General features: G+C 71.9%; 22 protein-coding genes. 8 read left to right on the top strand and 14 right to left on the bottom strand.

The window, feature by feature from the left end; all coding sequences use genetic code 11:
* Positions 1-7 precede the first annotated feature (7 nt).
* From ACIQAC_RS02635 to ACIQAC_RS02610, 6 genes are all read right to left on the bottom strand, one after another.
* Complete coding sequence (locus ACIQAC_RS02635) at positions 8-1018, bottom strand: hypothetical protein (protein WP_402186288.1); 1011 nt, start codon at positions 1016-1018, stop codon at positions 8-10.
* Positions 969-1850, bottom strand: coding sequence for an iron uptake transporter permease EfeU (gene efeU / locus ACIQAC_RS02630; RefSeq protein WP_402186286.1), 882 nt, complete (start codon positions 1848-1850; stop codon positions 969-971). Before efeU ends, ACIQAC_RS02635 begins: the two co-directional genes overlap by 50 nt.
* A 3-nt stretch (positions 1851-1853) precedes the next feature.
* Complete coding sequence (efeB, locus tag ACIQAC_RS02625) at positions 1854-3098, bottom strand: iron uptake transporter deferrochelatase/peroxidase subunit (protein ID WP_402186285.1); 1245 nt, start codon at positions 3096-3098, stop codon at positions 1854-1856.
* A gap of 9 nt (positions 3099-3107) precedes the next feature.
* Complete coding sequence (efeO, locus tag ACIQAC_RS02620) at positions 3108-4250, bottom strand: iron uptake system protein EfeO (RefSeq protein WP_402186284.1); 1143 nt, start codon at positions 4248-4250, stop codon at positions 3108-3110.
* Positions 4251-4441: 191 nt separating this feature from the next.
* Entirely contained in the window at positions 4442-5314 is an 873-nt protein-coding gene (locus ACIQAC_RS02615; RefSeq protein WP_402186282.1) for a heme ABC transporter ATP-binding protein, read from the bottom strand.
* Positions 5311-6405 (bottom strand): FecCD family ABC transporter permease, encoded by a 1095-nt coding sequence (locus tag ACIQAC_RS02610; RefSeq protein ID WP_402186280.1) that lies wholly within the window; start codon positions 6403-6405, stop codon positions 5311-5313. The genes ACIQAC_RS02615 and ACIQAC_RS02610 overlap by 4 nt, the downstream gene beginning before the upstream one ends.
* A 240-nt stretch (positions 6406-6645) precedes the next feature.
* Between ACIQAC_RS02610 and ACIQAC_RS02605 the strand changes: the two genes are divergently transcribed.
* The gene (locus ACIQAC_RS02605; protein WP_402186279.1) at positions 6646-7290 is read left to right on the top strand and encodes a PhzF family phenazine biosynthesis protein; all 645 of its coding nucleotides are present in this window, start codon (positions 6646-6648) and stop codon (positions 7288-7290) included.
* Between the two features lie 216 nt (positions 7291-7506).
* Here ACIQAC_RS02605 and ACIQAC_RS02600 read toward each other — a convergent pair whose 3' ends face one another.
* Together ACIQAC_RS02600 and map are read right to left on the bottom strand one after the other, a co-directional pair.
* The gene (locus ACIQAC_RS02600; protein ID WP_402186277.1) at positions 7507-8154 is read right to left on the bottom strand and encodes a heme oxygenase (biliverdin-producing); all 648 of its coding nucleotides are present in this window, start codon (positions 8152-8154) and stop codon (positions 7507-7509) included.
* A 159-nt stretch (positions 8155-8313) separates the two neighbouring features.
* Positions 8314-9171, bottom strand: a complete 858-nt coding sequence (gene map / locus ACIQAC_RS02595) for a type I methionyl aminopeptidase (RefSeq protein WP_402186275.1) — start codon at positions 9169-9171, stop codon at positions 8314-8316.
* Between the two features lie 58 nt (positions 9172-9229).
* Here map and ACIQAC_RS02590 point away from each other — a divergent pair, with 58 nt between their 5' ends.
* Positions 9230-9466, top strand: a complete 237-nt coding sequence (locus ACIQAC_RS02590) for a hypothetical protein (RefSeq protein ID WP_402186273.1) — start codon at positions 9230-9232, stop codon at positions 9464-9466.
* A gap of 23 nt (positions 9467-9489) precedes the next feature.
* Here ACIQAC_RS02590 and ACIQAC_RS02585 read toward each other — a convergent pair whose 3' ends face one another.
* A complete protein-coding gene (locus ACIQAC_RS02585; protein ID WP_402186272.1) occupies positions 9490-10806 on the bottom strand; it encodes an MFS transporter in 1317 nt (438 codons plus the stop codon).
* 63 nt (positions 10807-10869) lie between these two features.
* A complete protein-coding gene (locus tag ACIQAC_RS02580) occupies positions 10870-11472 on the bottom strand; it encodes a hypothetical protein (protein WP_402186271.1) in 603 nt (200 codons plus the stop codon).
* A 125-nt stretch (positions 11473-11597) separates the two neighbouring features.
* Between ACIQAC_RS02580 and ACIQAC_RS02575 the strand changes: the two genes are divergently transcribed.
* From ACIQAC_RS02575 to ACIQAC_RS02565, 3 genes are all read left to right on the top strand, one after another.
* Positions 11598-12680 (top strand): exo-alpha-sialidase, encoded by a 1083-nt coding sequence (locus ACIQAC_RS02575; RefSeq protein WP_402186269.1) that lies wholly within the window; start codon positions 11598-11600, stop codon positions 12678-12680.
* Between the two features lie 47 nt (positions 12681-12727).
* Positions 12728-13435, top strand: a complete 708-nt coding sequence (npdG, locus tag ACIQAC_RS02570) for an NADPH-dependent F420 reductase (protein WP_402186267.1) — start codon at positions 12728-12730, stop codon at positions 13433-13435.
* Between the two features lie 73 nt (positions 13436-13508).
* The gene (locus ACIQAC_RS02565; RefSeq protein ID WP_402186266.1) at positions 13509-13724 is read left to right on the top strand and encodes a hypothetical protein; all 216 of its coding nucleotides are present in this window, start codon (positions 13509-13511) and stop codon (positions 13722-13724) included.
* Positions 13725-13730: 6 nt separating this feature from the next.
* Here the strand turns inward: ACIQAC_RS02565 and ACIQAC_RS02560 are convergent, their stop codons facing one another.
* On the bottom strand, positions 13731-14531 hold the full coding sequence (locus tag ACIQAC_RS02560; RefSeq protein ID WP_402186264.1) for a site-2 protease family protein: 801 nt from the start codon (positions 14529-14531) through the stop codon (positions 13731-13733).
* Between the two features lie 255 nt (positions 14532-14786).
* Here ACIQAC_RS02560 and ACIQAC_RS02555 point away from each other — a divergent pair, with 255 nt between their 5' ends.
* On the top strand, positions 14787-18041 hold the full coding sequence (locus ACIQAC_RS02555) for a BTAD domain-containing putative transcriptional regulator (protein WP_402186262.1): 3255 nt from the start codon (positions 14787-14789) through the stop codon (positions 18039-18041).
* A 3-nt stretch (positions 18042-18044) separates the two neighbouring features.
* Here ACIQAC_RS02555 and ACIQAC_RS02550 read toward each other — a convergent pair whose 3' ends face one another.
* Both ACIQAC_RS02550 and ACIQAC_RS02545 read right to left on the bottom strand, forming a co-directional pair.
* Positions 18045-18875 carry an ABC transporter permease gene (locus ACIQAC_RS02550; RefSeq protein WP_402186261.1) on the bottom strand — a complete coding sequence of 277 codons (831 nt, stop codon included), beginning with the start codon at positions 18873-18875 and terminating at the stop codon, positions 18045-18047.
* The gene (locus ACIQAC_RS02545; RefSeq protein WP_402186259.1) at positions 18872-19897 is read right to left on the bottom strand and encodes an ATP-binding cassette domain-containing protein; all 1026 of its coding nucleotides are present in this window, start codon (positions 19895-19897) and stop codon (positions 18872-18874) included. Before ACIQAC_RS02545 ends, ACIQAC_RS02550 begins: the two co-directional genes overlap by 4 nt.
* 325 nt (positions 19898-20222) lie before the next feature.
* Between ACIQAC_RS02545 and ACIQAC_RS02540 the strand changes: the two genes are divergently transcribed.
* On the top strand, positions 20223-23582 hold the full coding sequence (locus ACIQAC_RS02540) for a S8 family serine peptidase (protein WP_402186257.1): 3360 nt from the start codon (positions 20223-20225) through the stop codon (positions 23580-23582).
* Positions 23583-23671: 89 nt separating this feature from the next.
* Here ACIQAC_RS02540 and panB read toward each other — a convergent pair whose 3' ends face one another.
* A complete protein-coding gene (panB, locus tag ACIQAC_RS02535) occupies positions 23672-24547 on the bottom strand; it encodes a 3-methyl-2-oxobutanoate hydroxymethyltransferase (RefSeq protein ID WP_402186256.1) in 876 nt (291 codons plus the stop codon).
* A 222-nt stretch (positions 24548-24769) separates the two neighbouring features.
* Here panB and ACIQAC_RS02530 point away from each other — a divergent pair, with 222 nt between their 5' ends.
* Positions 24770-26359, top strand: coding sequence for an MFS transporter (locus ACIQAC_RS02530; RefSeq protein WP_402186254.1), 1590 nt, complete (start codon positions 24770-24772; stop codon positions 26357-26359).
* Positions 26360-26439: the final 80 nt, after the last annotated feature.

The raw sequence follows: 26439 nt of genomic DNA, 5'->3' as shown, positions 1-26439 counted from the left end.
ACGTCGGCTACTCGCCCTGTGCGGACGTGAGTCCCTGGATCCTGCCGAGCACCGTCACCTGGTTCCCGGCGGTGCCCCGCCTCGGGTTCAGCACCACCTCGTTGGAGACGAACTCCATCGTCAGCGACTGCTTGATCTCGCCCTTCGTCAGCGCGAGCACGTCGTCGTTCGGGGTGGGCACGGAGACACCGGTGTGCGCGGTCTGCTTCTCGAAGTGCCGGGTGGTGAAGAACACCATGGCCCCGCCGTCCGTCGTGCGCAGCGCCAGCGGCGCGTAGTCGCCGTCCGTCATCGGCTCGTCGATGTACTGCGTGACCAGTCCCGGCCGCTCCGCGCTCTTCGCGCGCTGTTCACGCCACTTGGTGGTGTGCGCGCCGGCCGCGAACGTGTCGCCGCCCTGCTTCAGATAGGTGGCGTAGTCCTTGCTCAGGTCCTGTGGCGGTACGGCCAGTTCGGCGGAGTCGGCCGGCACGGGCTCGGCCCAGCCGTCCTGGTCCTTCTTGAACGCCGGCACCTCTCCCGGCGTCACCAGGGTGAGATAGGCCGCCTCCCAGGGCTGGTCCAGGCCGTCCCGGGTGAACACGAACAGCCAGCGCGCCTCGCCGCCCTTGTTGGCCTTCGCGTCGGCGAGGAACCAGCGCGGCCAGCCGGCCTTCTTCGGGATGGTGAACCGCGCGTCCGACAGTTCGAGCGGCGAGTACGACGGGTTGCCCTGCGGGTTGTTGGCCCGGCCCGCCTTCAGCCGCGCCGCGTCGATGTCCGAGAGGGCGCCGGTGACATGGTCGGCGTCCAGCGAACTGTCGTACGCCTTGTCGGCCTTGTTGTAGGCGGCCGTGAACTCCTTGAGGGCCACGGCGGCCTCGGCCCGGGTGGTCGCGGGCAGCACCTCGCGTTCCCCGTGCACCACCACGCATCCGCTCGCCGTCAGCGACAAAGCGGTCATGGAGGCCGCCACCAGAACGCTCCGGTCAATCCTGCGGCGACTGCGCGGCCCCGGAAGGCACCGATCCCTGCTCATCGACTACGTTCACCTTCCCCTTCCCGGAGGCGAACCCTACCGGGGCGAAGAACAGTGCGAGCGTCGGGACCAGGTAGAGCAGCCACACCGTGACCTGGAGGGTGGTCGGATCGGGCTGGAAGTTGAACACGCCCTTCAGGAGCGTGCCGTACCAGCTGTCCGGCGGGATCGTGGAACTGATGTCGAAGGCCCTGGTGTTGAGGCCGGGCAGCCAGTCGGCCTCCTGGAGGTCGTGGAAGCCGTACGCGAGGACGCCCGCCGCCACCACGACCAGCATGGCGCCGGTCCAGGTGAAGAACCGGGCGAGGTTGATCCGCAGCGCACCCCGGTAGAACAGCCAGCCGAGGGCGATCGCGGTGGCGATGCCCAGGGCGACGCCGATCAGCGGGCGGGGGGTGCCGTCGCCGGCCGCGCGCACCGACGCCCACACGAACAGGGCGGTCTCCAGGCCCTCGCGGCCCACGGCCAGGAAGGCGGTCGCGACGAGCGCGCCCGTGCCCAGCTGGAGGGCCGCGTCCAGCCTGCCGTGCAGTTCCGCCCTGAGGTGCCGTGCGGTGCGCCGCATCCAGAACACCATCCACGTCACCAGGCAGACCGCGAGGATCGACAGGGATCCGCCCAGCGCCTCCTGTGCCTCGAACGTCAGCTCCTGGGAGCCGAATTCGAGCGCGCAGCCGAAGCCGAGGGCGAGCAGGACCGCGACGGCGATGCCGAGCCAGATCGGCCGGAGGGCGTCCCTGCGCCCGGTCTTCACCAGGTAGGCGATGAGGATGCAGACGACGAGGCTGGCCTCCAGGCCCTCGCGCAGTCCGATCAGGTAGTTGGAGAACACGGGCTACGCCTCCTCGGAGAACAGCGTCCGGCCCCACCAGTCGTCCGGGTCGCGGACGCCGGGCGGGATCGCGAAGAGCGCCGAACCCACGTGCTGGATGTACTCGTTGAGGGTGTCCGGCGCCAGGCTGCGCTGGATCGGGATGAACCCGGTGCGCGGATCGCGCTGGTAGGCGAGGAAGAACAGGCCGGCGTCGAGCCGGCCGAGGCCGTCCGTGCCGTCGGTGAAGGAGTAGCCGCGGCGCAGGATCGTCGCCCCGTGGTTGGAGTCGGGGTGCGCGAGCCGGACGTGCGCGTCGGGCAGCATCGCCTTGAGGAACGGCTCGTCGCGTTCCTTGGCCTTGCCGACGGGGGCGCCCTCGCCCTTGTCGCGGCCGATGATGTCCTCCTGCTCCTGGAGCGAGGTGCGGTCCCAGGTCTCGATGTGCATCCGGATGCGGCGCGCGACGAGATAGGAGCCGCCGGTCATCCAGCCGGGGCCGTCCTTGGTGTCCACCCAGACGAACTTCTCCAGCCGGTCCGTCTCGGTGCCGGCGATGTTGCGGGTGCCGTCCTTGAAGCCCATCAGGTTGCGCGGGGTCTGCTCGTCCGGGGTCGTCGACGACGTCTTGCCGAAGCCCAGCTGGGACCAGCGCACCACGACCCTGCCGAAGCCGATGCGGGCGAGGTTGCGGACGGCGTGCACGGCGACCTGCGGATCGTCCGCGCAGGCCTGCACGCACAGGTCGCCGCCGCTGCGGTTCCGGTCGAGGTTGTCCCCGGCGAACTTCGGCAGCTCGGTCAGCGCGTCCGGCCGGGCGTCCGCCAGCCCGAACTTCTCGAACAGCGACGGCCCGAAGCCGATCGTCAGGGTCAGCCGCGACGGCCTGAGGCCGAGCGCCTCGCCGGTGTCGTCCGGCGGCGCCTCGGGCAGTCCGCCGTACGCCCCCTCGCCGACGGCCCGTCCCGCGGTCATCCGGCGGGCGGCGGCCGTCCAGTCCTTCAGCATCCGCACGAACTCGGCCCGGTCGTCGGTCTGTACGTCGAACGCGGCGAAGTGCAGCCGGTCCTGCACCGGTGTGGCGATGCCCGCCTGGTGGGGGCCGTGGAAGGCGACCGCGCCTCCCGATCCGGCGCTCACGGGATCGATGTCGGAGCCGGTGCGGGTCACCGCGACCGCGCCGCCGGCCGCGGCGGCGCCGAGCGCGAGCCCGGCTCCGCCCCAGCCGATCAGCGCGCGCCGGGACGGGGAGGGTGAGGTGTCGTTCACGGGGCGCCCCTACTTCACGACGACCGCGGCGGCCAGCTTGGACAGCGGCTCCGCGAGCGCGTTGACCGCGTCGGAGAGCTCCTTGCGGTCGGCCTCGCCGACCTTGTCGTAGGAGGTGAAGTCGTACGACGTCCTGTCCGCGCGGTACTTGTCGAGGAGCGTGTTCAGCGCGGCGAACTGCTTGTCGAGGTCGGTCACCAGCGCCGCGTCGTTCTCCTGGGCGACCGGCTTCAGCAGCGCGTAGGACTTCTCGGCGCCCTCGACATTGGCCTTGAAGTCGACGAGGTCGGTGTGGGAGTAGCGCTCCTCCTCGCCGGTGACCTTGCCGGTGGCGACCTCGTCGAGGAGTTCCTTGGCGCCGTTGGCCATCGAGGTCGGGGTGATCTCGGCCTGGCCGACACGCTTCTGCCAGTCCTTCAGATCGGTGATCAGCCGGTCGGCGAGCGCGCTGTCCTCGGCGGTGAGCTTCTTGTCCTGCCAGAGCGACTTCTCCAGGCGGTGCCAGCCGGTCCACTTCTGGCCGGCCTCAAGGCCGTCCTCGCGGACGTCGACCTTCGGGTCGATGTCGCCGAAGGACTCCGCGACCGGCTCGGTGCGCTCCCAGCCGATCCGGGAGGGCGCGTACGCCTTCTTCGCGGCCTCCAGGTCGCCGGCCTTGACCGCCTCGGCGAACGTCCCGGCGAGCGGCACGGTCTCGTCGGCCTGCTCCTGCGCGTACTGGCGGTAGGCGGCGACGGCCTTGTCGAGCCGCGGGTCGCGCTTGGCCGCCGTGCCGCCGGTGACCTTGAGGTCCTGGCGGATGCCGTCGCCCGTCATGCCGGGCTTGCAGGCGATCTGGTAGTCACCGGCCTTCACCTCGGCGGTGACCCGCTGCTTGGTGCCGGGGCCGATGTTCTCGCGCTCGGTGACCACCCGGTCGTCCGGGAACAGGATGTAGACCTCGTTGACCTTGGAGCCGTTGTTCTCGACGGCGAGCTCGACGTGCCCGGCCGCCACCTCGACCTTGGAGATCTCGCACTTGTCGTCCGTCGCGGTCACGGTGATCACGTTGTCGCCGTCGCCCGAACCGCCCTTCTCGGTGCAGCCGGTGAGGGCGGTCAGTGCCAGCGCGGTGGTGACGGCGGTGACGAGGGAGAGTCCGGCGGCACGCATAGCAGGCTCCATGAGGGTGGCGAGAAATCGCTGACAGAGGTCGCACAGGGTTCGGTGAGGCTCGCCTAACTTAGCTCAGCCATACCTGTGCGATAACCGGTCGTACCGTGATTCCTCTCTCAGGGACGGCGGTTGAGCACGGACCGATCACGGTGGCTCAAAACGGATCTCACGGGAGCGTCAAGGGACGGTCAAATGTCCCGTCGGGGGGCCACCAGGACCGCGCCCGTGCGCGGGTGCGGCAGCACCTCCACCGGCTGGTCGTAGACGTCCGACAGCAGCCGCTCGGAGAAGACCTCCGCCGGCGGGCCGTAGGCCGCGAGCCGGCCCGCGCGCAGGACCGCGACCTGATGCGCGTACGCCGCCGCGAGCCCCAGGTCGTGCAGGACGACCACCACCGTGTCCCCGGCCCGCGCCCGCTCCCGGCACAACCGCAGCACCAGCTCCTGGTGTCTGAGGTCCAGGGCGGCCGTCGGCTCGTCGAGCAGCAGCAGGGGCGCCCGCTGGGCCAGCACCCGGGCCAGCGCCACCCGGGCCCGCTCGCCACCGCTGAGCGCGGAGAACGGGCGCCCCGCGAAGGCGGCCACCTCGGTCGCGGCCATCGCCTCGGCCACCGCCCGGTCGTCGTCGTCCTGGTCGACCACGGCCCAGGGCGCGCGGCCCATCCGTACGACCTCCTCGACCGCGAAGGGGAAGGACAGCGCCGCCGACTGCGGCAGCACCGCCCGGCGCAGGGCGAGTTCGGGCGCGGTCCAGCGCGCCGCGGGACGCCCGTGGATCCGTACGACCCCCGTGGCGGCGCCGACGTCGGCGGCCAGCGCGCCCAACAGGGTGGACTTCCCGGCGCCGTTGGGGCCGACCAGCGCCAGCACCTCGCCCGCGCGGACGGTCAGGTCGAGACCGGTGAGGACCTCGCGGTCGCCGAGCCGGACCCCCAGGCCCTCGGTCTCGGCGAGCACGTCACCCGGTTCGGGGCGCGGCGGGGGAGTGGGCCGGGCGCGCAGCCGGAACAGCCGCCCGGGGCCCTTGCGTTCGTCCGTGCCGTGGATCGCTGCCGGTGTCATGCCCAGCCTCCTTGCTTGCGGCGGGTGCGGCGCAGCAGCCAGAAGAAGAACGGGCTGCCCACCAGGGCGGCCAGTACACCGAGCGGGAGTTCGGCGGGCGCGGCGATCGTGCGGGCGGCCAGATCGGCGCCGAGCAGCACCAGCGCCCCGCCGAGCGCGCTGCCCGGTATCAGGAAGCGATGCCCGGGACCGACGGCCATCCGCAGCAGGTGCGGTACGACGAGACCGACGAAGCCGATCACGCCCGCGACGCTCACCGCGGCCGCCGTCAGCAGCGCGACCACCAGGATCAGCACGATCCGCAGCCGCTCCACCTCCACACCCAGGTGCCGGGCCGGACGGTCGCCCAGGGCGAGCAGGTCCAGGCGGCGCGAGTACAGCGGCGCCAGCACCAGACCGACCGCCGCGCACGGCAGCACCGCGAGCACCTTCGGCCAGGTCGCCTGGGCGAGCGAGCCCAGCTGCCAGAAGGTGATCTGGTTCACCGCGGCGGTGTCGGCGAGGAAGATGAACAGCCCGACCAGCGCCCCGCAGAACGCGTTGACGGCGATACCGGTCAGGATCAGCGTCACGACCTCCGTACGGCCGCCCGCCCGGGACATGAAGTACACCAGCAACACGGTGGCGAGGCCGGAGACGAACGCCATCGCGGGCAGCGTCCAGTTGCCGAGGAAGCTCAGGTCGAGGGCGATCGCGGCGACCGCGCCGACCGCCGCGCCCAACGAGACGCCGATGGTGCCCGGTTCGGCGAGCGGGTTGCCGAACACGCCCTGCATCAGCGCGCCCGCACAGCCCAGCGAGCCGCCGACGAGCAGCGCCAGCACAATGCGCGGGAAGCGGACGTTCCACAGGACCGACTCCGCGACCCGGTCCAGTTCGCTGCCGCCGGCGCCCGCCTTGTGCAGTACCGAGGCGACGACATCGCCCACCGGGACGGGATAGGCGCCGATGCCGGCCGCCACCGGGACCAGGACGAGCAGGCCCACGACCATCCCGGCGGTCAGCAGCCAACCGGGGCCGCGGCCCCAGCGGCGGCGGCCCGGTGCCGCGGGCGCCGCGGACTCCTCTGCCGCCTTCTCCAGCACCGTCACGCGGTACCCCCTGTGTCTCGCCGCCCGGACCTTCCGGAATCACCCAGTCAAGCTTAGGTTAGCCTTACCTTGCTGGCTGGATCGGACCGGGTCCTCTGGCCGGTTCCTTCCACCTGCTGTCGCGTGCCCGTCCGTCACCGCGCCCGCCCGCCCGCCCCTGCCCCGCCGGAACGGCGGGTTGGTCCGGACAACGGGCCACCTCGCCGCCCCCGCGTCACCTCGATGCGCTTCAATGCCACGGTGACGGATTACGACGTGCTGCGCGTCTTCTGCGCGGCGAACGGCGGCTACGGCAACGAACTGGGCGTGGTGCGCGACGGTTCCGTACTGCCGGAGCGGGCGGAGCGGCAGGAGTTCGCGGGGAAGCTCGGGTTCAGCGAGACGGTGTTCGTGGACGACCCCGAGCGCGGCGTCATCGACATCTACACGCCCGGCACCCGGCTGCGGTTCGCCGGATACCCCTGTGTGGGCGCGGCCTGGCTGCTCGACGTGCCCGAACTGGTCACGGAGGCCGGTGTGGTGGGGGCGCGGCAGGACGGCGAGTTCAGCTGGATAGAGGCGCGCGCGGAGTGGCCCGCGCCGCGCACGTTCCGGCAGTACCCGACGGCCGCCGAGGTCGAGGCGCTCGACGTACCGCCGCCGGGGGAGTGGATCTACGCCTGGGCGTGGGAGGACGAGGCGGCGGGCCGGGTCCGGGCCCGCGGCTTTCCCGGCCGCGACGACGGCATCGCCGAGGACGAGGCCACCGGCGCGGCGGCCCTCCAGCTCACGGCCCACCTGGGCCGCGCCCTGAACATCACCCAGGGCGCAGGCTCCCAACTACTGACGGCCCCCCAGCCGGAGGGCTGGGTGGAACTGGGCGGCCGAGTCTTCCTGGAACGCTGAAAAACCCACCTCGCCCCCACCGGCCGTCCGGCTACTTCACAGGCCGTCCTCGGCTTCCACCAGCCCTCCGGCCACCTCGCAAGCCGTCCTCGGCTTCCACCAGCCCTCCGGCCACCTCGCAGGCCGTGCTCGGCCCCCACCAGCCCGTCCGGCGTTTGAGGACGAGGCCGTTCAGGCCGATACGGGGGCGCGGGGGCGGAGCCCCCGACCCTTCGCTCAGGCGGAGAGACGGAACTCCTCACCCAGCGCCCGGAACACGCCGGTGTTCAACGCAAACGCCCGCTTGCACTCGAAGATGATCCGCTGCCGCTCCAACTCATCCGCCGGAACGGCATCCAGCAGCTCCCGGTAACCCCGCTTGAACGCGGCCGGGTTCCCGATCTCCTCGAAGACGTAGAACCGCACACCGTCGCCCTTCTTCGCGAAGCCCCACGTCCGCTCGGCCTTGTCGCGGATGATCTGGCCGCCGGAGAGATCGCCGAGATAGCGCGTGTAGTGGTGGGCGACATAACCACCGGGCCACGTCTGGGCGCACTCGCGCACCCGGTCCGCGTACTCCTGCGTGGCGGGCAGCGCCGACAGCCCGCTGCGCCAGTCCGCACCGCGCAGATGCTCCAGGTCCCGCTCCAGCGAACCGAGCCGGAACAGCTCCGGCTGGATGAAGGGACCCGCCCACGGGTCGGTCGCCAGCCGGTCGGCGCCGGCCTCCAGCGCCTCGTACACGAACCACAGCTGCTCGGTGTAGCGGGCGTAGGCGTCCACGCCGAGCCGGCCGCCGAGCAGATCGCTCATGAACGTCGAGGTCTCCGCCTCCACGTGCTGCTCGTGGGACGCGGTGCGGATGAGTGTCGAGAACGAGTCCATGAGTCCAGATTCTCTATGGTTAGGCTTACCTAAGTCAATGCTTTTGCCGACTGCCTGTCGGTAAAGGTGTACCCGTTCTCGCCCTCCTGATCCACCCCGGCCACGGCAAAGGGCCCGCCCTCCGGGGAGAGCGGGCCCTTTCGCGCGGGTGACCTGCGGTTACGGCAGTGTGAGGATCTCCGCGCCGGAGTCCGTGACCACCAGCGTGTGCTCGAACTGCGCGGTCCGCCGCCGGTCCTTCGTGACGACCGTCCAGCCGTCGTCCCACATGTCGTACTCGTGCGTCCCGAGCGTCAGCATCGGCTCGATCGTGAACGTCATGCCGGGCTGGATCACCGTCGTCGCGTGCGGGCTGTCGTAGTGCGGGATCACCAGGCCGGAGTGGAACGAGGAGTTGATGCCGTGGCCGGTGAAGTCGCGGACCACGCCGTACCCGAAACGCTTGGCGTACGACTCGATGACCCGGCCGATGATGTTGATCTGCCGGCCGGGGCGGACCGCCTTGATCGCGCGGTCCAGGGACTCCCGGGTCCGCTCCACGAGCAGCCGGCTCTCCTCGTCGACGTCACCGACCAGGTAGGTCGCGTTGTTGTCGCCGTGCACCCCGCCGATGTACGCCGTCACGTCCAGGTTGACGATGTCACCGTCGCGCAGCACGGTCGAGTCCGGGATGCCGTGGCAGATGACCTCGTTGACGGAGGTGCACAGGGACTTGGGGAAGCCGCGGTAGCCGAGCGTGGAGGGGTAGGCGCCGTGGTCGCACATGTAGTCGTGCGCGACCCTGTCCAGCTCGTCCGTCGTCACCCCCGGCGCGATGTGCTTCGCCGCCTCCGCCATCGCCCGCGCGGCGATCCGGCCGGCGGTCCGCATCGCCTCGACGGTCTCGGGGGTCTGCACCTCCGGACCGGTGTACGGGGTCGGAGCGGGCTTGCCGACGTACTCCGGGCGGCGGATGTTTCCGGGCACGGAACGGGTGGGAGACAGCTCCCCTGGGACGAGCAGCGACTGGCCAGACATGTCTGCGAGTTTAACCAGCGGGCATGGGGGACCATGTCCTCGGCGAAAGGAGCCGCTCATGGCCCTGTTCAAGAAGCGCACCGCCGGCAAGCCCGGCGAGTGGTACTACTGCCTGGAGCACAAGAAGGTCGAGGAGGGCCCCGACTGCCCGGCCAAGGACCGCTTCGGGCCCTACACGACCCGCGCCGAGGCCGAGCACGCGATGGCGACCGCCCGCGAGCGCAACCTCGAATGGGAGAACGACCCCCGCTGGCACGACGCGCCCCCCGGCGGCGCGGACCGCGACGACGACTGACGAGGGCCGCCGCCTCCGGCGGCTCAGTCCGCGGCCGGTACGGGCGCGGTGCCGGCCGCCTTCACCCGGCGCTCCCGCAGGGCCCGCGCGTGCTCGCTGGTGCGTACGTCGTACGTCATCAGCTTGGGCAGACACAGCGCCAGCAGGCCGACCGCGCCCACGCACAGCAGTCCGCCCGACCACACCGACGTCCGCACCCCGAACAGCGCCGCCATACCGCCCGAGCGGACCTGGCCGAGCGTCGGGCCGGCCGAGTACGACAGCAGCTCGATCCCGGCGAGCCGGCCACGCAGCTCGTCGGGGATCGTCTGGTTCCACATCGCCGAGCGGAACACCCCGCTCACCATGTCGCAGCCGCCCGCGAACGCCAGGCACAGCAGCACCAGCCACACGTTCCCGGCGAACCCCGCGCACGCGATCGACACACCCCACAGCGCCGCCGCCAGCGCCACCATCCGCCCGTGCCGGTGGATCCGCGAGGTCCAGCCGCTGGTCACACTCACCAGCAGGGCACCGAACGGCACCGCCGCGTACATCAGGCCCAGTGACCACTCGGCGTCCAGGTCGTCCGCGAGGAACGGCAGCACCGCCAGCGGCATCGCCAGGAACATCGCCGCGAGGTCCACGGCGTACGTACCGAGCAGCTCCTTGCGGCTCCACGCGTACCGGGCGCCCTCCAGGATCGCCGCGAGGGACGGCTTCGCGGCCTCGTGGCTCGCGGGGGAGGGCGCGATCCGCAGCACCAGCAGCACCGAGACGACGAACGTCAGCAGATCCGCCCCGTACGCCCACGCCGACCCCGCGTACGCCACGACCACACCCGCCACCGCCGGGCCCGCCACCCCGCCGACGGTCCAGCGCAGCGCGTTCAGGGACGCGGCGGCCGGCAGGTCCTCGTGGGCGACGATCCGGGGCCACAGCGAGTCCAGCGCGGGCCGCTGCACCGACACCAGCACCGAGGACAGCGCCGCGATCACATACAGCGGCCAGATCATCGGGGTCGGCAGCATCGCGTTGACCAGCAGCGCAGCCGCCAGCAGACCCTGCCCCAGCTCGGTGCGGACGATCAGCTTGCGCTTGTCCAGCGCGTCGGCGAGCGCACCCCCGTACAGCCCGAACACGATCAGCGGCACCAGCTCCACCGCGCCGATCGCGCCCACCGCCGCCGCGGAGCCCGTCAGCTCCTTCATCTGGACCGGCAGCGCGACGAAGGTCAGAAAGCTGCCGAAGGTCGAGATCAGCCCCGACAGCCACAGCCGGCGGAAGTCGACGGAAGCGTGCCAGGGCGCGAGATCGGGCAGCAGCGCCCGCAGCTTCGAGGGGGGTTGGTCGGCAGTCACGAACCGCCATGCTCCCGGGCGCCCGGATCGCCCGGCAACAGGTTTTCCGCCCCGGCCGATCCCCTACCAGCGGGGCGGTGGCGGTGCCGTCAGCTGGTCCGCGAGCCGCGACACCCGGTCCCGCAGCCGGCGCCGGCCACGCGGCGCGGGCATCGAGTTCTCGCCCGCCGCCGCGCTCACCAGATGCTGCACGGTGTCCAGGTCCAGCTCGGAGCCGTCCGGCACCTCCAGCAACTCGTGGGCCATCGCCGCCAGTTCCCGCTCCCGCGAGCCCAGGGCGAGCACGGTGACCCCGGCCCGCCGGGCGTCGTGCACCCGCTCCAGAAGCGGTGCCCCCGGCTCGCGCGGCGCCACCACCAGCAGCGTCTCGCCGCGCCCGGCCGCCTCGATCCGGCCGAGCCCGACCGCCAGATGGGCCGGATCGGTGGGCCGCGCACCGTGCCGGACCAGGGTCGGCGCCAGCTCGGGCGTGCCCGACCAGGCCGCCTCGTCCACCAGATGCGCCGCCAGATGCCACGGCTCGTACTCCGGGGTGCCCACCAGCAGCAGCCCACCCCCGTGCGACACCACCGACCCGCGCAGCGCCCCCGCGAACCTGCGGGTCGAGCCCAACCACTCGGTCCCGGCGAGCACTTCACGCAACAGTGCGACCCGTACGGCGTCCATGCCCCCGCATCCTGCCGCAATCAACCACTCGTGACCCGGAGTTCACCGCGAATTCGCCCAACCAGGGCATGGAGAGCCGTTATGCCCGAGCCCACCCCGAACCACCCGCAGGCAAGGAGCCGCGCATGCCCGAACCCGTCGTCGCCACCGTCCCGTTCCGCGCCGGGCAGGAGGGCTACGCCAGTTACCGCATCCCGGCGGTCGTCGCGACCGCGTCCGGCACCCTGCTCGCCTTCTGCGAGGGCCGGGTCACGTCCGCGCAGGACTGGGGCCGTATCGACATCGTCCTGAAGCGCTCCACCGACGGCGGCCGCAGCTGGGGCCCGCTCCAGGTGGCCGCCGCCAACGGCACCGACCTGGCCGGCAACCCGGCGCCCGTCGTCCTCGACACCGGCCGCGTCCTGCTCGTCCACGTCCGCTCCGCCGCCACCGCCTCCGAGCACCTGATCCTGCGCGGCGAGGTCCCCGAGGCCGACGGACGCCGGGTGTGGGTGCAGCACAGCGACGACGAGGGACTGACCTGGTCGGCCCCCAGGGAGATCACCGCACAGGTCAAGGAAGCGGGCTGGCGCTGGTACGCCACCACCCCCGGCCACGGCATCCAGCTCACCGGCGGCCGGGTCGTCGTCCCCGGCAACCACACCCTGCCGCCCACCGGCACCGACACCGGCGCCGAACCCCAGTACAACAGCGGCCACTGCCTGCTCAGCGACGACCGCGGCGAGACCTGGTACCTCGGCTACCTCGAACAGAACACGGACGGCTACATCAACGCCAACGAGACCACCGCCGCCGAACTCCCCGACGGCCGCGTCTACTTCAACACCCGCAACGACTCCCGCTCGCCCGGCAACCGCGCCGACGCCCACTCCACCGACGGCGGCCGCACCCTGGAGCGGCCCTTCCGCCCCCAGGCCGGCCTCGACGGACCGGTCTGCGAAGGCAGCCTGCTCCAACTGCGCGACCCCGACGTACTGCTCTTCTCCGGCCCCGCCCTCTCCGCCGCCCGCGCCCTGATGACCGTCCGCGCCTCCGACGACGACGGCACCACCTGGCACCCGGTCCACACCGTCGACGGACTGCCCGCCGCCTACTCCGACCTCGTCCGCGTCGACGCCCGCACGGTCGGACTGCTCTACGAGACCGGGGACTTCTCCGCCTACGAGCGGATCGTCTTCCGGCGGGTGCCCGTGTCCCGTCTCACCTGAGCGAACACGGGCGGCGCGGGCTGCGGGGGCGCACGTAGAGTCGGCCCATGACCTCTACCGACAGTGCTGTACAGAAGGCCCCCGCCAAGGACCCCTGGGACCTTCCCGACGTCTCCGGGCTGGTCGTCGGCGTGCTCGGCGGGACCGGGCCGCAGGGCAAGGGCCTCGCCTACCGGCTCGCCCGCGCCGGACAGAAGGTGATCATCGGCTCCCGGGCCGCCGAGCGTGCGCGGGCCGCCGCCGAGGAGCTCGGCCACGGCGTCGAGGGCGCCGACAACGCCGACACCGCCCGCCGCAGCGACATCGTGATCGTCGCCGTGCCCTGGGAAGGACACGGCAAGACCCTGGAGTCGCTCCGGGAGGAACTCGCCGGGAAGCTCGTCGTGGACTGCGTCAACCCGCTCGGCTTCGACAAGAAGGGCGCCTACGCGCTCAAGCCGGAGGAGGGCAGCGCCGCCGAACAGGCCGCCGCCCTGCTGCCCGACTCCCGGGTCGCCGCCGCCTTCCACCATCTGTCGGCCGTGCTCCTCCAGGACCCGGAGATCGAGGAGATCGACACCGACGTGATGGTCCTCGGCGAGGAGCGCGCCGACGTGGAGATCGTCCAGGCACTGGCCGGCCGCATCCCCGGTATGCGCGGCATCTTCGCCGGCCGGCTGCGCAACGCCCACCAGGTCGAGTCGCTGGTGGCGAACCTGATCTCCGTGAACCGCCGCTACAAGGCACACGCCGGACTCCGCGTCACGGACGTATGACCCGATGGGGGACACTGGTGACGCGCGGCAGCAGCATCCGCGCACCCCGTGTCCCCCGACAGGAGCCACCCCTATGCCCCCCTTGCTCCCACCCGGCCCGTCCCGGCGACTGGGCCTTTACGCCCTCGTCGTCTGCCTGCTGGCCGTCGTCGCCGCAGTCGTCTCCTTCGTGCAGGGCAGCTGGCTCGGGATCGTGTGGGTGCTGATCGCCGGCCTCGCGTCCAACATGACCTGGTACTACGTCAGGCGCGGCCGGGCCGAGCGGCGGCAGTCCGCCACTACTGGCTGACCTGCACTACTGGCTGACCTGGCAGAACTCGTTCGAGTCCTGCCAGAAGCGGTACAGGTCGCGGCCGCAGTAGGTCTCGAAGTCGGTGATGCCGAGGCCGCTCAGGATCCCGTCGATCGCGTCGAAGAACAGGTTGTTGACCGACGGCACCCACAGCAGCGCGAACACGAACAGCAGGCCGAACGGGGCGAACGGCTCCACCTGGCGCCGCACGTTGTACGACAGCCACGGCTCGATCACGCCGTAGCCGTCCAGGCCCGGGACCGGCAGGAAGTTCAGGATCGCCGCCGTGAGCTGGAGCAGCGCCAGGAACGCCAGCGCGAACCGGAAGTCCGTCGGCACCCCGTCCAGCGCGTCCAGCCAGAACGGGGCCGTGCACACCAGCGCGAACAGCACGTTCGTCAGCGGGCCGGCCGCCGAGATCAGGCTGTGCTTCCAGCGCCCGTGGATCCGGTTCCGCTCGATGAACACGGCACCGCCCGGCAGCCCGATGCCGCCCAGGATCACAAAGACCACCGGCAGCACGATGCTCAGCAGGGCGTGGGTGTACTTCAGCGGGTTCAGCGTCAGATAGCCCTTCGCGCCGACCGAGATGTCGCCGCTGTGCAGGGCCGTGCGCGCGTGCGCGTACTCGTGCAGACACAGCGACACGACCCAGGCGCCGGTCACGAACAGGAAGACGGCCAGACCCGGCTGCTCGGCGAAACCGGTCCAGGTCGCCCAGCCCGTGACCGCCGTGACGGCCAGGATGCCGAGGAAGACCGGGCTGATCCGCCGGTCTCCGGCGCGGGTGGTGGCGGTGGGCATGAGCGGGACTCCCGGGTTCGTGAACGGGCTGTGTGAACGGGCCGCCGCGTGAGCGGACTGGGTGATCGGGCGGACGTGCGGGCTCGACCGTACCGGTGGTGCGCGGTGAGTGGGGAACGAGCCGGGGACGGGCCCTGGTTCCTGGGGCTCCCGGCCGGCCCGGACCGGCCGCGCCGGCCCCGGAACGGCACCGTCCGGTCCATGCCCCCGTAAACCCACAGGCGGTGACCGCCCACGGACAGGGACAATGGGCCGGTGCACTATCGGATTCTCGGCACCACGCAGGCGTTCCGCCCCGACGGCAGTGCCGTCCCGGTCGGCGGGGCGCGGCTGCGCGCGCTGCTGACCGTGCTCGCGCTCAGGCCCGGCCGGACCGTGCCGGTGACCCTGCTGGTCGAGGAGGTCTGGGACGGGGACCCGCCGGCCGACGCGACCGGCGCCGTGCAGGCCCTCGTCGGACGGCTGCGCCGGGCCCTCGGCGCCGACGCCGTGGAATCCGTGGACGGCGGCTACCGGCTCACCGCCCCCGCCGACGACATCGACCTGCACCGCTTCGAGCGGCTCACCGACGAAGGCCGCCGCGCCCTCGCCGACGGCGACGCCGCCAAGGCCGCCGACGTCCTCGACGACGCCCTGGCCCTGTGGCGCGGCCCCGCCCTCGCCGACCTCCCGGACCGCACCGCCGAGGCCGCCCGCGTCGAGGCCCGCCATCTGGAGGCCCGCCGCGCCCGCCTCACCGCCGCCCTCGCGCTCGGCGGCGCCGACGGGGCGCTGCCCGAACTGACCGCCCTGTGCGACACCCACCCCCTCGACGAACCCCTCCAGGCGCTGCGGCTGCGCGCCCTGCGCGACACCGGCCGCACCGCCGAGGCCCTCGCCGCCTACGACGACGTACGGCGTCTGCTCGCCGACCGGCTCGGCTCCGACCCCGGGCCCGAACTGCGGGAACTGCACGCCGAGTTGCTGCGCGCCGACTCGCCCGCGCCGGCCGCCGCGCCCCGCTCGCGCGGCAATCTGCGCGAGCGGCTCACCTCGTTCGTGGGCCGCGGCGCCGACATCGAGGCCATCCGCGGCGACCTCGCCACCGCCCGCCTGGTGACCCTGCTCGGGCCCGGCGGCGCGGGCAAGACCCGGCTGTCCCAGGAGGCCGCCGAGACCGTGCAGGACACGGTCCCCGACGGCGTCTGGCTGGTCGAACTCGCCCCCGTCGACGACCCCGCCGCCGTACCGGAGGCGGTCCTCACCGCGCTCGGCGCCCGACAGACCGTGATGTACGGCGCAGGCGCCGAGGAGATCCGGGCCTCCTCCGCAGACCGGCACGACAACCCACTGGACCGGCTGACCGAGCACTGCGCACCGCGCCGCATGCTGATCGTCCTCGACAACTGCGAGCATGTCGTCGACGCCGCCGCCCGGCTCGTCGAGGAGCTCCTCGCCCGCTGCCCGCGGCTCACCGTGCTCGCCACCAGCCGCGAACCCCTCGGCGTACCGGGGGAGTTGCTGCGCCCGGTGGAACCGCTCCCCGAGCCGTTCGCGCTACGGCTGTTCGCGGACCGCGGGGCCGCCGCCCGGCCCGGGTTCCGGATCGAGGACGACCCCGGGGCCGCCGCCGAGATCTGCGAACGCCTCGACGGACTGCCGCTCGCCATCGAACTCGCCGCCGCCCGGCTGCGGATGCTCACCCCCCGCCAGATCGCCGACCGGCTCGACGACCGCTTCCGGCTGCTCACCTCCGGCAGCCGCACGGTCCTGCCCCGCCAGCAGACCCTGCGGGCCGTCGTCGACTGGTCCTGGGACCTGCTCGACGAGGACGAACGCGACGTACTGCGCCGTCTGTCGCTGTTCGCCGGCGGCTGCGACCTCGCCGCCGCCGAAGCCGTCTGCGGTCCCGGCGCGCTCGACACCCTCGGCTCCCTCGTCGACAAGTCCCTCGTCGTCGCCGCCCCCGCGGACGGCACCGGCATGCGCTACCGGCTCCTGGAGACCGTCGCCGAGTACGCCGCCGAGCGGCTCACCGAGTCCGGGCGGCGCGCCGACGCCGAGCGCGCGCACCTCACGTACTACCGCGAGTTCGCCCGCACCACCGACCCGTTGCTGCGCGGTCCCGGCCAGCGGCAGGCCGTCGAGGGACTGGAGCGCGAGTACGAGAACATCCGCACCGCGCTGCGCCGCGCCGTCGCCGGCCGGGACGAGCAGGAGGCGCTGAGCCTCGTGCACTCCCTGGTCTGGTACTGGCAGCTGCGCGACCTGCGGATCGAGACCCGCACCTGGTGCATCGAGGTGATGGCCCTCGGCCCCGACCCGTTCGCCGAGCCGCTGCGCCGCGCCGAGCCGGTGTGGGAGCGGGTCACCGACGCGCCGCCACCGCTGACCGGCGAGGCCCTGTGGGAGGCCCGGCGCGGTGTCCATCTGGCCCGGCTGTCCTGCATGGACGTCGAGATGGACCTCTGGCAGACCGACGCGGCCCGGCGCAAACTGCACCTCATCGGCCAGGCCTACGACCCCGGCATGCCGCAGGTCTGCCGCAGCCCCGGCATGTTCTGGTTCTTCGCGGTGATGCTCGACAGCGGCTTCGACCGGGTGCTCGGCATCCTCGACGCGGCCGTGGAGACCACCCGCAGGACCCCGGGCTACGAGTGGGAACTGGCCGGTGTCCTGCACGTGCGCGCCAACGTCCTCGCCAACCGCAGCGACAGGACGGGCGACGCCACCCGTGACGCCGAGGAGGCGCTGGAGATCCACCGCCGGATCGGTGACGCCTGGGGCCTGGCCGAGGCGCTCTCCGCCCGCGCCGAGACCCATGAGCGGCGCGGCCAGTACGCCTTGGCCGAGGTCGACTTCCTGGCCGCGGTCGAGCTGGCGGAACAGCTCGGCGCGCGCAATCAGGCCGCGATCCTCACGGCCCGCCTCGGCGGCACGCTGGCCGAGGCGGGGGAGTACGAACGGGCCGAGGCGACCCTGCGGGACGTACTCGCCCGGTACGACGGCACACCCAACGAGGCGATGCCCGCCGCCCGGCTGTTCCTGGCCGGACTGCTCGGCACCACCGGGCGCACCGTCGAGGCCCGTGAGCAGCTCACCACCCTGCGGGCGGACTTCCACCTCTCCTCCTTCGCCGTCTTCGACGCCTTCATCCTGGGCGCCGAGGCCTGGCTGGACGCGGCCGAGGGCCGCTACGACGACTGCCTGGACAACACCCGGCGCGCGCTGCGGGAGGCCAACGACCAGCTGGCCATGGCCATCCAGCCGACCATGCGGGCCGCGTTCCTCAACATCGGCGCGATCGCCCTCGCCGAGGCGGACGGCGGACGGCGCGCCCGTGACGCCGCCCGCTGTCTGGGCGCCGCGGCCGCCCTGCTGCCGCCCCAGCACGTGCAGGGCGCCCAGGAGCGGCTGGCCCGCGAGCACGCCACCGCGGCGGCCCGTGCCGCGCTCGGCGACGCCGCGTTCGAGGAGGCGTACGCCGAGGGCGGCGGCCTCTCCCCTGAGGAGGCCGCCGCCCTGCTGTGAACATCAGTTCTTGGTGCGGAACTTGTGGATCGCGACCGGCGCCATCACCGCGGTGATCGCCGCCGACCAGCCCAGCGTGATCCACAGATCGTGCGCGACCGGGCCGCCCACCATCAGCCCGCGGGCCGCGTCGGCCAGGGTGGAGAGCGGGTTGTAGTCGGTGAAGGCCTGGAGCCAGCCCGGCATCGACGCGGTCGGCGCGAAGATCGACGAGCCGAACTGGAGCGGGAACAGCACCAGGAAACCCATCGCCTGCACGGACTGCGCGTTCTTCAGGATCACGCCCAGGGTGAGGAACACCCACATGATCGACGAGGCGAACACCGCGGACAGTCCGACCGCCGCGAGCAGACCGGTCCAGCTGTTGATGTCGAACCCGACCAGGACGGCGACGATCATCAGCACGGTCGTCGCGAACAGCATCCGCAGCAGCTCGACGGAGACCTTCGCGAACAGCACCGAGCCGCGGCCGATGGGCAGGGACCGGAAGCGGTCCATGACACCGGAGTTGAAGTCCTGGCTGAAGCCGGTGCCGACGCCCTGGGAGAGCGTCATGCTCATCATGGCGATCATGCCCGGGATGACGTACTGGACATAGCCGTCCTGTCCGCCGCCCAGGGCCTGGCCGATCGAGCCGCCGAAGACGTAGACGAACAGCAGGGTGAAGACGACCGGCATCAGCAGGGCGTCGAACATCGACTCCGGGTCCTGGCGGATCCACAGCAGATTGCGGCGGACCAGGGCTCCGGTGTGGCGCAGATGGCCGCGCAGCGAGATCCGCGCGTCGTCCTTCGGGTCGGGGAACCGGGTGACATCGGTGGCGACGGCGCTCATACGGCGACCTCCTCGCGGGTCTCGGCGGGCACCGTGTCCTGCGGGGCGCTCGCGCGGTGCCCGGTCAGGGACAGGAACACCTCGTCCAGGCTGGGCAGTTCGGTGGTGATCGAGCTGATGGTGATACCGCGGGCGACGACCGCGCCGGTGACGGCGGTGAGCTGCTCGTCGCTCAGGATCGGCACCAGGACGCTGCCGCCCTCGGTGTCCACGACCGTGCTCGCGAGGCCGGTGATGCCGAGCTCGTCGAGGTCGGTGGCGAGCGGGCGCAGCTGGAGCGGGTCGGCCGGCCTGATCCGCAGCGCGCGGCCGCCGACCTTCGCCTTCAGCTCCTCGATGCCGCCGCTCGCGATGACCTTGCCGCGGTCGACGACGGTCAGCTCGCCGGCGAGCTGCTCGGCCTCCTCCATGTACTGCGTGGTGAGCAGGACGGTGACGCCCTCCCCGACCATCGCCTTGACCTCGTCCCAGACCTCGTTGCGGGTGCGCGGGTCGAGGCCGGTGGTCGGCTCGTCGAGGAAGAGCACCTGCGGGCGGCCGATCATCGAGGCGGCGAGGTCGAGGCGCCGCCGCATACCGCCCGAGTACGTGTTCACCGGCCGGCGGGCCGCCTCGGTCAGGGAGAACCGCTCCAGGAGCGCGTCGGCGCGTGAGCGGGCCTCCTTGCGCGGGAGGTCGAGCAGCCGGCCGATCATGTAGAGGTTCTCCCAGCCGGGGAGCTTCTCGTCCACCGAGGCGTACTGGCCGGTGAGGCCTATCACGCGGCGCAGCTGCCGGGGCTGGCGGACCACGTCGTACCCGGCGACGACACCGGTGCCGGTGTCCGGGGTGATCAGGGTGGAGAGAATGCGTACGAGGGTGGTCTTGCCGGCGCCGTTCGGCCCGAGCACGCCCATCACGGTGCCCTCGCGCACGTCCAGGTCGACGCCGTCCAGCGCCTTGGTCTCGCCGTAGTGCTTGACCAGCCCCCGTACGGTGACAGCGGATCCGCTGCCGTTGGGGTTCTTGTCGATTCGCGTCATGGGCAGAACGCTCCCAGGCCCCACCGACAAACCGCCGACAGCCGCCCGACATGCTGTCGACGCCCCGTCGGGCCCCTGTAGGCGCCGGCATCGCGTGCGTGCCGGAAAAAGCACCGGGAATGCGTCGATAATGCCTACGGGCCGGAATTCTTTCACAGAGTGGAAACATGCCAATCGGTTTAATGAAAGCCGACAGCGAAGTGGCTGTTTTATCGCAACTGTCCATGGCCAGGGGCCTGTTGAGGAATGGTGCTTGTCATGTCCATACTGAAGAAGCGGAGCCCGCCGGGTTTCCTTTCGCTATGACTTCGTCAGGGGAACGGAATTGAAAAGACAGCCGAGCAGCAGACCGCGTCGAATACGAGCCTTTTCCGTCGCCGCGGTCTCGGCCACCGCACTTGTCGCCGGACTGACCACGACCCCGGCGGCCGCGTCCCCCGCCTCGGGGACCCCGTCCGCACCGGACGCCGGCACCGCGCGGAACTGGATCACCCTGGTCACGGGCGACCGCATCGCCGTGGACGGCGAGGGCGAACCGCTCTCCGTGGAGCGCCCCGAGGGACGCGAGGACATCCCCATCCAGATCCAGCACGTCGAGGGCCACACCTACGCCGTGCCCGCCGACGCCGCCCGCCTGGTCCAGGAAGGCACCGTCGACCGGCGGCTCTTCGACCTCACCACGCTCGCCGAGCCCGCCTACCTGGCCCGCCAGCGCGACGGACTCCAGCTCATCGTCACCTACCGGGGCGAGCGCCCCGCCGCGCGCCAGGACGTCCGCACCGCAGGCGGCAACGAGCTGCGGCGCTCCTTCGCGGCGCTCGACGCGGACGCCGTGACCACCCCGGCCGAGGACGCAGCGGCGACCTGGGACGCGCTCACCGGTGAACCCCCGGGCGCCGCCCCGTACCGCACGGCCGCGTCCGGGATCGACGCCGTCTGGCTGGACGACATCCGCCAGGCGGACCTGGACCGGAGCGTGCCGCAGATCGGTGCCCCGGCCGCCTGGCAGGCCGGATACGACGGCGAGGGCACCACGATCGCCGTCCTGGACACCGGAGTGGACCAGACCCACCCGGACCTGGCCGGCCAGGAGATCGCCGAGAGGAACTTCACGACCTCCCCCGACTCGAAGGACCGCTTCGGCCACGGCACCCACGTCGCGTCCATCGCGGCCGGTACGGGGGCCAAGTCGGCGGGGAAGTACACGGGTGTCGCGCCGGGCGCGAAGATCCTCGACGGCAAGGTGCTCAACGACTACGGCTCGGGCGCCACCTCCGGGATCATCGCCGGAATGGAGTGGGCCGTCGCGCAGGGTGCCAACGTTGTCAACCTGAGCCTGGGCGGCGCCGACTCCCCGGGCATCGACCCCCTGGAGGAGGCCGTCAACCGGCTCTCGGCCAGTACCGACACGCTGTTCGTCGTCGCCGCGGGCAACACCGGCGTCGGATCCGGTACCGGCACGGTCAACTCGCCCGGCAGCGCGGACGCCGCCCTGACCGTCGGCGCCGTCGACAAGAGCGACGTCCTCGCCCCCTTCTCCAGCCGCGGCCCGCGCGCGGGTGACGCCGCGATCAAACCCGACGTGACCGCGCCCGGCGTGGGCATCGGCGCCGCCGCGGCGCCGGACAGCACCATCGCGAGGACCGGCACCCCCGTGGCGGACGGCTATGTGGCGATCTCCGGCACATCCATGGCGACCCCGCACGTGGCCGGCGCCGCCGCCGTCCTGGCCCAGGAGCACCCGGACTGGACCGGCGAGCAGATCAAGTCCACGCTGACCGCGTCCACGGTCTCCGGCGGCTACACGCCGTTCCAGCAGGGCTCCGGCCGGATCGACCTGGCCCGCGCGATCGGCCAGAGCGTCACCGCCGAGCCCAACTCCCTCTCCTTCGGCCGCCAGTCGTGGCCGCACACCGACGACGAACTCCTCACCAAGCGCCTCACCTACCGCAACGACGGCACCGAACCGGTCACCCTCGACCTGTCCGTGACGGCCACCGGCCCCGACGGAAAGCCCGCACCCGAGGGCCTGTTCACCGTCGAGCACCCGCGGCTGACCGTGCCCGCCGGCGGTGAGGCGTCCACCACGGTCGGCGCGGACACCCGCGCCGGCACCCTGGACGGCGCCTACAGCGCGTACGTCACCGCGAGCGGCGGCGGCCAGAGCGTGCGCACGGCGGCGGTCGTGGAGCGCGAGATCGAGTCGTACGACCTGACCCTCGAACACCTCGGCAAGGACGGGAAGTCCGCGACGAGCTATCTGAGCCACTACGTGGGCGTCGGCGGACTCGGCAGGGGCCGCTGGGGCGATCTGGCCGGCACGACCGGCACCGACACCGTCCGGCTGCCCAAGGGCCGCTACTTCGTCAGCACCTCCTTCTACGTCTTCACCGGCTCCACCTGGACGGGCGCGGACGTCATCAACCAGGCCAACCTCCAGCTCGACCGGAACACCAAGGTCACCGTCGACGAGCGCACCGCCAGGCCCGTCGACATCACCCCGCCCGATCCCAAGGCCACGGCCCTGTCGGGTTACGTCGCCGCGGAGATCAGGACACCCGAGTACTGGACCAGTGCCGGGTGGCTGCTCAGCAGCTTCAGGACGTTCACGTTCGGCACCGCGCACCTCGGACCCGAGGCCGCCCCCGGTGAACTCCAGCAGCGCGTGCAGGCCAGCTTCCTGAACGACGGGGCGGCCGCCGAGTACCACCTCGCGTACCAGGCGGCCGGCACCCGCTACACCGACGGCTTCGTCCGCAGCCCGGACGCCGGCGACCTGGCGAGGATCTCCACCCGGCTCGGCTCACCCGTCCCCGGCAAGCAGGCCTACCTGCTGCTCAACGCCGACACCGGCAACGGCCCGACCGGCGCCTCCTACATCGTCGCCCGCGCGCTGCCGTACGAGACCACGGTCCACGTCAACACCGACAACGCCACCCGGTGGCAGGTCGACTTCCGGCGCTACGACGTCGCGACCGGCGCCTTCGAGGCCCAGTACATCGCCCCGTACACGGCGTACGAGCCGGGCAGGACCTATCAGCGCTCCTTCGCCATCGGAGTGTTCGGCCCCCACCTCGGCACGGGACAGGGGCTGTTCCGTACGGGGGACACGATCACCGGTACGGTCCCGCTGTTCGCCGACAGCGACGGCAACTCCGTGCCGCTCACCTACGCCTCGGCGCGCACCTCGCTGTCCAGGAACGGCACCGAGATCGGCACCAGCGACGATCCGCTGACCGGCGCCGCCTCCTTCACGGTCCCGGCCCGCTCCGCCGCCTACCGGCTGACCACCACGGCCACCCGGGCCGCGGGCACCCCGGTCTCCAGCAAGGTCACCGCGACCTGGACGTTCCGCTCCCGCAACGTCACCGAGAAGACCCCCCTCCCGCTGTCGGTGGTGCGCTTCACCCCACCCCTCGCCGCGAACACCACGGCCCCGGCGGGCTCAACCCTCAAGATCCCGGTCACCGTCCAGGGCCCGGCGGCCGGCAAACGGCTCGCCGCACCGCACGTGTACGTCTCGTACGACGAGGGCGCGCACTGGACCCCGCGGACGGTCGTCGCGGGCAAGGTCAAGGTCAGAACCCCGAAGACGGGCGACACCGTCTCCCTCCGAGCCAAGGCAACCGACAAACAAGGCAACACGGTGACCCAGACCATCCTCCGCGCCTACACCGCCCGCTGACCGCGAAAGCGGCGCCGGCTCAGGCGCAAAGCACAGACGGCCCGCCGACGGGGGAAGATCGGCGGGCCGTCCAGGTGGTGCGGCAGTGGTCAGTGGACGGAGTGCTCGTCCTGCGGGAAGGTGCCGCCGACGACGTCGTCCGCGAACGCCTTGGCCGCGGCTCCGAGAACGCTCCGCAGGTCGACGTACTGCTTCACGAACTTGGGTACGCGGCCGGCGGTGAGGCCCATCATGTCCGTCCAGACCAGCACCTGGGCGTCCGTCTCGGGGCCCGCGCCGATGCCGACGGTCGGGATGTGCAGGGTGCGGGTCACCTCGGCCGCGAGTTCGGCCGGTACCAGTTCCAGGACGACCGCGAAGGCGCCCGCGTCCTGGACGGCCTTCGCGTCCCGCAGCAGCTGGGCCGCCGCTTCCTCGCCGCGCCCCTGGACGCGGTAGCCCATGGCGTTGACGGACTGCGGGGTGAGGCCGATGTGGGCCATCACCGGGATGCCGGACTCGACGAGCAGTTCGATCTGCCGGTGCGAGCGCTCGCCGCCCTCCAGCTTGACGGCGCCGACTCCGGCCTCCTTGACCAGGTGGGTCGCCGAGCGCAGCGCCTGCACCGGGCCCTCCTGGTAGGAGCCGAAGGGGAGGTCGCCGACGATGAGGGCGCGGCTGGTGCCGCGGACGACCGCGGCGGACAGCATGGTCATCTCGTCGAGGGTGACGGGCACGGTCGACTCGTAGCCCAGGTGGACGTTGCCCGCGGAGTCGCCGACGAGCATGACCGGGATGCCGGCCTCGTCGAAGACGGACGCGGTCATGGCGTCGTAGGCGGTGAGCATGGGCCACTTCTCGCCGCGTTCCTTGGCGGCGGTGATGTCCCGGACGGTGATGCGGCGGGTCCCCTTGCCCCCGTACAGCGTCTTCGCGCTGTCGGGAGGTGTCTGCTGCGCGGACCGGGCAGCCGAGAGCTGCGTCATGGCAACGGCTCCTTACGTCATCTCGAGGCGCCCTTACGGCGTCCCCGGATCACCCCCCATGGTGGCACCTCGTGTCACAGAGGACCAGGGGACCCTCGTCACGTCCGCGACGAGCCGTGCGGACGCCGTCCGGAACCGGCCACCCGGCGCGGACGTAAGAAGGCGGTAAAAGGTTTACGATACGGCACGGTGCCGTATCGTAAGTCGCCTAGCCTCTACGGCATGACTACTCCTGCCGTCCCCGCCTCGCGCGTACCGGCCGAGGTGCACCGGCGACGCTGGGCCATCCTCGGTGTGCTCATGTTGAGCCTGCTGATCGTGGTGCTCGACAACTCGATCCTGAACGTTGCGGTCAAGACCATCTCCACCCCGGCCCCGACCGGTCTCGGCGCCACCCAGAGCGAGCTGGAGTGGGCGATCAACGCCTACACCCTCGTCTTCGCGGGCCTGCTGTTCTCCGCCGGTCTGCTCGGCGACCGGCTGGGCCGCAAGAAGGTGCTGCTCGGCGGCCTCGTGGTGTTCGGCACAGGCTCCGCGCTCGCCGCGTCCTCCGGCTCGCCGGGCGAACTGATCAGCTTCCGTGCCGTGATGGGTCTGGGTGCCGCCTTCGTCATGCCGGCCACCCTCGCCGTCCTCATGAACGTCTTCGAGCGCGACGAGCAGCCCAAAGCCATCGGCATCTGGGCGGGCGGCGTCGGACTCGCCATCGCCATCGGCCCGATCACCGGCGGTGTGCTCCTCGACCACTTCTGGTGGGGCTCGGTCTTCCTGGTCAACGTGCCGATCGTGATCGTCGCGGTCGCCCTGATGCTGTGGCTGGTCCCCGACTCACGCGACCCGAAGCCCGGCCGGATCGACCCGATCGGCGTGGGCCTGTCCGTCGTCGGCCTGGTACTGCTCGTCTACGGCATCATCCGCGGCGGCGAACTCGCCGACTTCACCGACCCGACCGTGCTCGCCTCGATCGGCGGCGGCCTTGTGGTGCTGATCGCCTTCGTGCTGTTCGAGAAGCGCAGCAGCCACCCCTCCATCGACGTCGGCTACTTCAAGAACAAGGTGTTCTCGGCGGCGATATCCGTCATCGCCCTGGTCTTCTTCGCGCTCATGGGTGTGACCTTCTTCTCCGTCTTCTACACCCAGAGCGTGCGCGGCTACTCGCCGCTGGAGACCGGTCTCCTGCTGCTGCCGCTGGCCGTCGCCCAGCTGATCTTCGCGCCGCGCGCCCGCCTCGTCGTCGACCGGATCGGCATCCGGGCCACCACGACCGGCGCGATGCTGCTCATCGCGGCGATGCTCGCGGCGTTCGCCACCCTGGACGCCGACACGCCGATCTGGGTCCTCGAAATCATCTTCTTCCTGATGGGCACCGGAATGGCGCACATCATGACGCCGACCAGCGTCGTCATCATGCAGGCCCTGCCCCGCGAGAAGGCCGGCTCCGCCTCGGCGCTCAGCAACACCTTCCGCCAGGTCGGCGGCGCCCTCGGCATCGCCGTACTCGGCTCGGTGCTGTCCACCGCCTACCGCGGCAGCATCGAGGACAAGCTCGGCATGGTCCCGCCCAACCTCCGGGACACCGCCGGCGAGTCCATCGAGGCCACCCTCGGCGTCGCCGCGAAGCTCGGCCCCGAGGGCCGCGCCCTGGTGACACCCGCCTACGACGCCTTCCTGCACGCCATGCACATCACCGCCCTGTGCGGCGCCGGCGTGGCGCTGCTCGGCGCCGTGGTGGTGGCCCTGTGCCTGCCGGGCCGGCAGCGGCCCGCCGAAGGGGCCGAGAAGGAGGCCGAGTTGGTGCCCGCGGGCGAGTGACGACACCAAGGGCGCCGGGGGGCGCCGGAGCGCCGGGTGGTTCCGTCGGGGCCGCCCGGCGCTCGCGCGGGGGAGCTGCC

The sequence above is a fragment of the Streptomyces sp. NPDC088387 genome (assembly GCF_044753385.1).
Lineage (GTDB): Bacteria > Actinomycetota > Actinomycetes > Streptomycetales > Streptomycetaceae > Streptomyces.
Note: the sequence above shows the minus strand (reverse complement) of the source record. Positions and strands in the feature narration are given on the sequence as shown.